This window comes from Streptomyces yunnanensis, from assembly GCF_029011865.1.
Taxonomy (GTDB): Bacteria; Actinomycetota; Actinomycetes; order Streptomycetales; family Streptomycetaceae; genus Streptomyces; species Streptomyces yunnanensis.
Window position 1 is genome coordinate 8,667,009 of record NZ_CP095749.1, and the last position, 8,818, is coordinate 8,675,826.

The following is an 8,818-nucleotide window of genomic DNA, read 5'->3' on the forward strand; positions in this document are numbered from 1 at the left end:
CAGCGAGGGCAAGCTCTACCCGGCCACCGTGATCGACCTGTTCTCGCGCCGCCTGCTCGGCTACGCGATGGGCGAGTGCCACGACGCCGAACCCGTCGTCGCGTCGTTGAACATGGCCGCGGCCACCCGCGGCGGCGACGTCCGCGGCGTGATCTTCCACGCGGACCGCGGCAGCGAATACCAGTCCCGCCGCTTCCGACGGGCCTGCCGCCGGCTCGGCGTGACCCAGTCCATGGGCGGAGTGACAGGCACCCGCAACCCCCGGGAGCGCGTTCAACACGTTCACGCACCTACGAAGCCGTAAGGAATCAACTTGTCGGTGTGTCGGTTTACTCGTCCGCGGCCGCGAGGAGATCGGGGGCGGTGCGGTAGCGGGTGGCGGCCGGAGGCGGGAGGAGTCCGCCTTCCGCAAGCAGGGGACGGATCTCGCGGACGACGTTCCCGATCGAGGACCTGCTCACGTCCCCCAGCGCGTCGGCGAGGACGTCCAGGGTGCACAGTTTCCGCAGGTAGAGGATGGCGACCACGACGCGCTCTCTGTCACCCAGCTTCTGGGGGAAGACGCCGCCGCGGCTGCCCAGCTGGCGATCGGCGCCCCGGCGCTGGTAGGAGGCCCGTTCAGCCTGGGCAACCTGGCGTGGAGAGAGCCGGCGAGTGAGCGCATCCAGCTCCGCGCGGGACATGCCGGTAAGCCGCGGATGGGACAGGCTCTCCATGATCCGGGTGCGCGGCGGGGTCTGGTCGGTGTCGAGGAAGGCCATCAGCGCGTCCGCCCTGGTGAACCGGCTGTGGGCGTATCCGGGCTGGTGACCGTGGTCCTCCAGGACCCGGCGGGTCTCGGCGACAAGGTGGCCGACGCATTCAGGGGTGACCTCCAGCATGTCGGCCAGCAGCTTCATCGAGCAGACCTGTCGCTGGTAGAGGAGAGTGAGCAGAACCCGGGCGGCGTCGTCGAACAGCGGCTTGGCCCGCTGATTGCCGGTGGCGCGCCGGGCCCGTCCACCCCGCTGCTCGCTGTAGCGTTCCTGGGACCGAGCAGCCTGTAGTGGGGCCAACTCGGCGCGTAGATCCGCGAGTTCCGTACTACTCAGCCCGGTCAGGCGGGGGTCCGCCAGGCGGGCGAGAAGCTCGCGGCGCCGGCCGGAGACGCCATGTGCCTCGCTGGTGGGCAGGGCCTGCGGCGCGGAGGGTTCGGGCAACAGGGTGTAGTTCCACTGGCCGTGGACCTCATGCCGGACCAGCGGCAGCGCGGCGAAGCGATCCTTACTGATCGCAATGCCCGTGGGGTAGTCGCCGGGATCCAGTTGGGCCTCAACGCGCAGACCGGCCCGGGTACGGGTGGCGACGATCGTCTCAATGACGACGTCATGGCTGGTCAGCGGCCTGCCACGCCAGTTGTGCGTGATGTGGGAGAACAGCCGGTGCTCGATTTTGTTCCAGTGTGTCCTGAATGCAGAGGGGAATTCGATGTAGGACGAGTTTCTTGCAGCAGTGCTGCGTGACCGATGAAGGATTGGCCCTTCGAAGTCGCCCTGCGGGGGGAGGCTTCAAACCGCCTCATGCCGCGTTAGCCGAAGACTGTCGTGGTGAGCGATGAGGAAAAGGCGTCCAAGAGGCGTCAGGTGGGGATCAGGGAGACGAACGCAAGTGAATCGTTGCTGACGTGTCGAAAAGATTCCGACGACATCAAAACCGGGAAGCTTGGAACCGTCCCGGGATAAGCCTGGCGGGAGCCCGCCGACTGGCCAGGCGGTGTCCGGCATGGAGACGACGTGAACCTGATCTGCCGCGGTCATGTGGAACAGGAGAAGGCGCGTACCGATACAGCCCGTCCTGGTAGGGGCGGGCGAGAGGGAGCACCCCGAGCGGTTGTGCCGCGAAGGGGCCGAGTACCGACGCGGGACGTGCCGGCGGACCGGCTCGTAGTAGTGGTGAAGCCCCTGTAACGGGGGTGGAGCGAAGGGGCCGGGTCGTCCGTGACTGTGTTGATCGCATCAACCGGACGGTGTCCGGGAGGAGTTCGGTGAGCCAGTTGAAGTCACAGGCCAAGCCGTTTGAGATTTCTAAGTGGGAAGTCAAAGAAGCATGGGAGGAAGTCAGGGCTAACAGGGGAGCACCGGGAGTGGACGGGCAGAGCATCGCCGAATTCGAGAAGGACCTGAAGAACAATCTCTACAGGGTCTGGAACCGGATGTCGTCGGGCTCCTACTTTCCTCCTCCGGTGCGTGCGGTGGCTATTCCTAAGCCACATGGCGGCGGTGAGAGAATCCTTGGTATTCCCGCCGTCGCTGATCGTGTGGCTCAGACCGTAGTGGCCCGGCATCTGGTGCGGAGGGTGGATCCTATTTTCCATCCGGACAGCTTCGGATACCGGCCCGGACGGTCCGCCTTGGATGCCGTGGAGAAGTGTCGGGAACGCAGCTGGAAACGGGACTGGGTTGTCGAGTTCGACATCTCCCAGTTCTTCGACAGTGTGCCCTGGGACCTCCTGGTCAAGGCGGTAGAAGCACACACCGAAGCCGTTTGGGTGAAGTTGTATGTGCGGAGGTGGCTTGCTGCCCCGCTCAAGATGCCCGACGGCACCCTGCTGGAACGGGAGTGCGGGACGCCACAAGGAGCCCCGGTTTCTCCCGTCTTGGCGAACCTGTTCCTGCACTACGCGTTCGACGTCTGGATGGCCCGGGAGTTCCCTGCTGTCTCGTTCGAACGCTATGCGGACGATGCGGTCGTGCACTGCGTCACTGAGCGCCAGGCCCGCCAGGTGCTGGCCGCGCTCTCGGACAGGATGGCCGAGGTCGGGCTGCGTCTGCACCCGGCCAAGACCCGGATCGTTTACTGCCAGGACGGATTGCGGCGCGGCTCGTACGAGCACACGTCTTTCACGTTCCTGGGGTTCACGTTCCAACAGCGCCAGATGCGGGACAAGAACGGCCGCATCAGATGGTCGTTCCGTCCCGCGGTCAGCAGGGACGCCCTCAAACGACTCGGCGAGGAGGTCCGCTCCTGGCGGCTTCACCGGCGGGTCAACCACACCGTGGAAGAACTCGCGCAGCGGATCAATCCGATCGTCGCGGGCTGGATGCAGTACTACGGCCGGTTCTACCGATCGGCCTTGTATCCACTTCTGATGCGCATCAACGCCTACCTGGTGCGCTGGCTCCGCAACAAGTACAGACGGTTTCGCGCGATGAGGAAGGCCATCGCGGCCTTCCAGAGGGCAGCCAAGCGCCGCCCGGGGATGTTCGCGCAGTGGAGATGGGTCAGTTCCCCCTCCTTGGCCTGGTGATCAGGATGACAAGAGCCGTATGACGAGAGATCGTCACGTACGGATCTGTGGGAGCCGGAGGGTGCGAATCCCTCCGGCTACCCGACTTTACTTGTGCCCGGAGGAAAGTGACACACCGTGATCGTTAGGCCCGTCTCGGCGGCCAGAGCAGCCAGTTCGCTCTTCCAGACCCGATAGCGGTAACCGTTGGAGCCGCCCGCGTCCGAGGTGATCAGCAGCCGTGACGCCTTTGGGTAGTCGAGGCTGCCGCGACAGCGCCACCAGCGGCGGATGGACTCGACCGCGAAGACCGACGTGTCGTGGTCGACACCGACGTTGACCCAGCCGGTGTTGCGGGCGATGTCGTAGATCCCGTACGGGATCGCCTGCTGAACGTCCGGACCGCTGAAGAAGAAGTGATGGTCCTCCACCTCGACCGGGTCGCCCCTGGGCCGCCACTCGCGGCCGGCCATGGGCAGCCGTCCGATCTGCTCCCGCTTCTTCGTGTCCACGCTGATTACCGGCTCACCGTCGGCCTGGTGCTGCTTGACCTGCTCGTTGATATAGCGGAACTGGGCATCCCGGTCGGGATGCTGGGCACCCTCGAGAGTCTTGGCGTTCGCCTGCAGACTGAAGCCCTCCTGCTTGAGTAGCCGGCCCACCGTCGGCGCGGACACCGGGTGCCCCTGCCGGGTCAGCTCCTCGGCCAGGTTGCGCAGCGACTTCGTTGTCCACCGCAGCGGAGACTGAGGATCTCCCCGCTCGTCCGGCTCGACCAGGCCCAACAAGGCTTTGAGCAGGGCAGGATCGTTGGCTTCAGCCCGCTTGCGGCCTCCGCCTGGTGCACGCACCCGGCCGTCCAGCAGTGGCCCGGCCCCCGCTTCCAGTTCCGACACGCCACGACGCACGGTCGTCTCGCTGACCTGCGCGATCCGCGCTACCGCCCGTATCCCGCCATGCCCGATCAGTCGGGCCTCGGTGGCCAGGGCCAGCCGCCGCTGCCGCTCGTTCAGATGGGGCAACAACACCGAGAACCTGCACTGGAGTTGGGAACAGATCTCCTCCGGAACCGCCATACCCTGACAACGAGCCCACACCTGTAAAGCAGCACCTTGATTCTTTACGGCTTCTACCGGGCGGTGACCGCTTCCCTCAGGTCCCGGTTCTGGCGGACTGGGGCCCGCAGGCGGTGATGGTCCTGGTAAGGCGGCATGATCCGGTGTTCTCGTGGGGCGGAGGGGCGACTTCCCATATCAAGAAGTTATGGGGCGTTCACTCTTCACTCTTGGACATGGGTGCAGGCCGGCTGCTTCGCTGTTCCTCGTCGGAGCTCCGCGCGGTCGGGGCTTCGAGAACTTCCCCCTGGACGAAACCGGAGACCTTCGCACATGACCAGTGCCAGCCCGCTGCCCCGACGCGGCCTGCTCAAGGCCGGCCTCGCCGCGTCCACCGCCGTACTCGCCTCCGCCGCGTCGTCGTCCGCCGCCTCGGCCGCCGGCTCCGGCCAACTGCGCGGTGCTGCCGCCGAGTTGCGTGATCTGGAGCGGCGGTACGCGGCGCGCCTCGGGGTGTACGCGCGCAACGCCCGCACCGGGCAGGTCGTCGCCCATCGCGCGCAGGAGCGGTTCGCGATGTGCTCGACGTTCAAGGCGGTCGCCGCCGCCGCGGTCCTCCGCGACCACGCGCACTGCGCGCCGCTGGACAAGGTGATCCACTATCCGGCCAGGGACATCCTGCCGCACTCGCCGAAGACCCAGGAGCACGTGGACACCGGCATGACGGTGGGTGATCTGTGCGCCGCCACGATCCAGTACAGCGACAACGCGGCCGGCAACCTCCTCCTGCGCCAGCTCGGCGGGCCCGAGGGCCTCACCCGGTTCTTCCGGTCGATCGGCGACCCGACCAGCCGGCTCGACCGCTGGGAGCCCGATCTCAACACCGCCGTCCCGGGCGACCTGCGCGACACCACCACGCCCGAGGCGATCGGCACCAGCTACGGGCGGCTGGCGCTGGGCCGGGCGCTGACCCATGACGCGCGCGAGCAACTCGTCACCTGGCTCAAGGGCAACACCACCAGCGAGCATCGGTTCCGCGCCGGACTGCCGCAGCACTGGGTGGTCGGCGACAAGACAGGCACCGGTGACTACGCGTCCGCCCATGACGTCGGTGTGGCCTGGACCGGCCGGAGCACCCCGATCGTGCTGGCCGTACTGTCGACGAAATCCGCCAAGGACGCCCCGGTGGACGAGGCGCTGATCGCGGACGCGGCCCGCATCGTCGCGCGCACCCTCGCCCCCGGCGAGTGACGACCACCTCCTCCACCAGGCAGTTTCGCCGCGCGCTGCCGACAGTCGCGGTCCTGCTCGTCCCCGCCCTCACCTGACGCGGACGACCACCGGTCGGACCGGGAAGTTGGCGTGCCCGACACCCTGAGGACGACTGATGTCGAGCGGCGTCGGGCGGATACAAGACACCCACCCGGCCGCCGGCGCGCGACACCATTGGCTGGAATGGCGCCGACGGCGCCCCGTCGACCACTCGACGGGGCGCCGTCGGCCATTCCCGGCGATAACATCGAGGTGTGGTCGTGGAGTGCGCCCAACTTTCGTGCAGAGCCCGCCATTTCAAGCGGTTTGGCGGCACGGTGAAAGGTCTCCGCGGCGCCGGGACGACCGCCGCACCGCGCTGCCGCGCCTGAATCATCGAGCAATCCCGTTGGCCGATTCACACGTGGCCAAATGATGGGGGCGTCCTAAAACTTCGTCTTCCGGGCGCGCAGACGTCCGATTATGGTGATCGCCAACGCCAGGAGCGACGGCCACACCTGGATCGACCGTTGGGATCGATTCTCGTGGCGCCGCCGTAACGGAGAGATTGGGAGTTCAACAGGCGCACTCGTATTCCCCCCTCGCGAAGAAGCTGACACCCCCCACGCTGTCGGCCCGGCTGTTCTTCGACGTTGCAGCCAAATCTGCCGGCCTCACAGCCTGTTCCACACCCATCTTGAACCGAGTCCCGACGCGATCCTGAGCACGACCGACGACTCGACGGTCAGAAGGTCGCAAGAACATCACCATTCACGCTGATCAGGGCGCCCTGCCCTGGGCAGCGGGGAGACCGCCTGCTTGTCGTCGATCGAAGTCGAGGAGAGTCTCACTCATGGTCACCGCCGGCCTGCGCCGGACTCCGGTCGAGTTACCCCGCCGTGCCCCGGCCCGTCGGGCCTTCGACCGGCACAGGGTCCGTCGGCAGCGCGTCACCCCTTTCCGCATGGCCCTCGGCGGCAGTGTCGCCGAATGCGGGGTGCGCGCGGCCAGAGTCCGGAAAAAGCCCTCCGGACGTGCGTTGTGATAGATCACCTGGGCTTCAGTCTCACGCAACTGCGTTACTTCGTGGTGTCCGCGGAAGTGGGCAACATATCGGAGGCGGCGGAGAAGCTGAGCGCGTCGCAGTCCACCGTTTCCTCGGCCGTGATGAGGCTGGAACGTCAACTGGGCGTGCAGCTCCTGCTCCGTCATCACGCCCGTGGGGTCACGCTCACGCCGAGCGGCCGGCACCTGCTGCGCGAGGCACGCGCACTGTTGGGGCAGGCCCGGAGCCTGAAGGCGCGCGGCGATGCCCTGGCGGGTGACACCGCCGGCCCCCTCGACGTGGGATTCCTCTCCTCGCTCGCCCCGTTCCTGCTGCCCCCGGTCCACCGGATGACACGAGAGCGGTATGCGGCGCTGCAACTGAACGTGTCGGAGGCGTCCGCCGGGCAACTCCTGACCTTCCTTCAGGACGGCCGATACGAAGTAGCGGTGACGTATGACTTCTTGGCCGGTGATGCCAGGTTCCGTCCGCTGGTCACCCTGCCGATGCACGCGCTGTTGGCCGATGACGACCCGATGAGCGCGGCCGGTTCGCTCGGCTTGGAGGAATTGGCCGCCCGCCCGCTCGTCACCTTGGACGACCCGGCCGTTCTCCGACACTGCGAAGCGATGTTCACCGATCGTGGCGTCCGCATGCCGCGCGTGATCACGACGACGAGTCTGGAGACGATGCGGGGGCTGGTGGCCGCCGGCTCCGGCTTCGGCCTGATGTATCAACGCGCCGCGCACGCCTCGACGTTGGACGGTGGCACGGTGTGCGCGGTCGAGATCGCCGGTGAGGTGCCTTCGGCGTCGCTCGGTGTGGCCATGATGCCCGATCTGACCATGAGCAGTCGCGGTAGGGCCTTCCTCCAAGTGCTGAGGTCGGCGGTTTCGCTCGGCTGCGGTGTGAAATCGATTGCATGATCCGGAAGGTCCCGCGGTGCGACGCTGTCGAAACGATGTGAGCCTGGTCGAAGTGAGCTTTTCTTCCCTGGGAGTTGGCGTCGAGTTCCGCCGTGTGATGCCGGCGCGTTCCTAGCTTTTTCAATCCGGTCGATGACCCCTCTCGCAGGCTGTCGCAAGATAAAGGAGTGTCGTGCTGGCGGTTATGTTTGCAGGCCAGGGAAGCCAGGAAAAGGGAATGGGGGGTGAGGTGTTCGAGCGCTATCCGGGGCTGGTGCAGTTCGCCTCGGACGTGCTGGGGTACGACCTCGTTTCCTTATGCACCGAGGATCCGGACCACTTATTGGCCCGCACGGAATACACCCAGCCGGCGCTCTACGCGGTCAACGCGCTGCGTACGTTCGAGCGGGTGCACCGTGAGGACCGGCCGGCCGACTGCTACCTGGGGCACAGCCTGGGCGAGTACAACGCCCTGCTCGCCGCCGGTGTCTTCGACTTCGAAACGGGGCTGCGGCTGGTCGCCAAGCGCGGCGAGCTGATGGCGGCGGCCTCCGACGGCGGCATGACCGCGGTGATGGACACACCGGCGGAGAAGCTGCTGCAGATCCTCGCGGACGACGGTGTCGACGGTGTCGACATCGCCGGTTTCAACACCGGCTCGCAGGTCGTCATCGCGGCCACACCCCCCGTACTGACCGCGGCGCACGACTGCCTGGCACGCCGGGAGATCCGCTTCGTGCCACTGAAGGTCAGTGCGCCGTTCCACTCCCGGTACATGGAGCCGGCCCGGGTGCGATTCGCCGAATTCCTGACGCAGTTCAGCTTCGCCGAACCCGCCACCCCGGTCATCTCCAACGTCACCGCCCGGCCGTACGAGCCGGGACAGACGGCCCGCATGCTCGCGGAGCAGCTGGTGACCCCGGTGCGGTGGACCGACAGCGTCCGCACCCTGCTCGACGGCGACGACGGGCTGGAGTTCGACGAAATAGGGGGCCTGGCCCTCTCCCACATGGTGTACAAGATCAAGGCTGGAGCGTGACTGATGACGACGACGGACAGCATCCGGAAGTACCTGGAGGACCGTTTCCTCTTCGAGTTCGACGACTCGATCACCCCGGACACCGACCTGTTCAAGGCAGGTGTCATCGACTCCTTCGGCTACGTCCGGATGATGAAGTTCCTGGAGTCCGAGTTCTCCGTGAAGATCACCTCGGAGGACATCCTCACCAACGTCTTCGTCTCGCTGAACGCGATCGACGGATTCGTCCAGAAGAAGATCTCCGCGAGCTAGAAGGAC

Annotated in this window: 6 protein-coding genes and 3 pseudogenes; 6 read left to right on the forward strand and 3 right to left on the reverse strand. The window is 66.5% G+C overall.

Annotation, left to right across the window (positions count from 1 at the left end; all coding sequences use genetic code 11):
* Positions 1 to 10: 10 nt before the first annotated feature.
* Positions 11 to 304, forward strand: a pseudogene (locus MOV08_RS38025) (DDE-type integrase/transposase/recombinase); the annotation flags it as partial.
* A 25-nt stretch (positions 305 to 329) separates the two neighbouring features.
* On the opposite strand, the gene MOV08_RS38030 reads toward MOV08_RS38025, so the two are convergent.
* Both MOV08_RS38030 and MOV08_RS38035 read right to left on the reverse strand, forming a co-directional pair.
* Positions 330 to 1,199: a helix-turn-helix domain-containing protein gene (locus MOV08_RS38030; RefSeq protein WP_275310675.1), complete on the reverse strand. Its 870-nt coding sequence runs from the start codon at positions 1,197 to 1,199 to the stop codon at positions 330 to 332.
* Positions 1,194 to 1,514, reverse strand: a pseudogene (locus MOV08_RS38035) (ISAzo13-like element transposase-related protein); the annotation flags it as partial. The gene MOV08_RS38030 and the pseudogene MOV08_RS38035, both read right to left, overlap by 6 nt.
* A 509-nt stretch (positions 1,515 to 2,023) precedes the next feature.
* Here MOV08_RS38035 and ltrA point away from each other — a divergent pair.
* Positions 2,024 to 3,286 (forward strand): group II intron reverse transcriptase/maturase, encoded by a 1,263-nt coding sequence (ltrA, locus tag MOV08_RS38040; RefSeq protein WP_275306292.1) that lies wholly within the window; start codon positions 2,024 to 2,026, stop codon positions 3,284 to 3,286.
* Positions 3,287 to 3,372: 86 nt separating this feature from the next.
* Here ltrA and MOV08_RS38045 read toward each other — a convergent pair.
* Positions 3,373 to 4,341, reverse strand: a pseudogene (locus MOV08_RS38045) (ISAzo13 family transposase); the annotation flags it as partial.
* Positions 4,342 to 4,653: 312 nt separating this feature from the next.
* Between MOV08_RS38045 and bla the strand changes: the two are divergent.
* The 4 genes from bla to MOV08_RS38065 all read left to right on the forward strand — a co-directional run bounded on the left by bla (position 4,654) and on the right by MOV08_RS38065 (position 8,812).
* Entirely contained in the window at positions 4,654 to 5,571 is a 918-nt protein-coding gene (gene bla, locus MOV08_RS38050) for a class A beta-lactamase (RefSeq protein WP_275310676.1), read from the forward strand.
* A 1,041-nt stretch (positions 5,572 to 6,612) separates the two neighbouring features.
* Positions 6,613 to 7,542 (forward strand): LysR family transcriptional regulator, encoded by a 930-nt coding sequence (locus tag MOV08_RS38055; protein WP_275310677.1) that lies wholly within the window; start codon positions 6,613 to 6,615, stop codon positions 7,540 to 7,542.
* A 184-nt stretch (positions 7,543 to 7,726) separates the two neighbouring features.
* On the forward strand, positions 7,727 to 8,560 hold the full coding sequence (locus tag MOV08_RS38060; RefSeq protein ID WP_268254040.1) for an acyltransferase domain-containing protein: 834 nt from the start codon (positions 7,727 to 7,729) through the stop codon (positions 8,558 to 8,560).
* A 3-nt stretch (positions 8,561 to 8,563) separates the two neighbouring features.
* The gene (locus MOV08_RS38065; protein WP_039638737.1) at positions 8,564 to 8,812 is read left to right on the forward strand and encodes an acyl carrier protein; all 249 of its coding nucleotides are present in this window, start codon (positions 8,564 to 8,566) and stop codon (positions 8,810 to 8,812) included.
* Positions 8,813 to 8,818: the final 6 nt, after the last annotated feature.

Excerpts from the sequence above, each read along its gene's own strand:
- MOV08_RS38060 (WP_268254040.1), top strand. The coding sequence starts at position 7,727 with ATGTTTGCAGGCCAGGGAAGCCAGGAAAAGGGAATGGGGGGTGAGGTG.
- bla (WP_275310676.1), top strand. The coding sequence starts at position 4,654 with ATGACCAGTGCCAGCCCGCTGCCCCGACGCGGCCTGCTCAAGGCCGGC.
- MOV08_RS38065 (WP_039638737.1), top strand. The coding sequence starts at position 8,564 with ATGACGACGACGGACAGCATCCGGAAGTACCTGGAGGACCGTTTCCTC.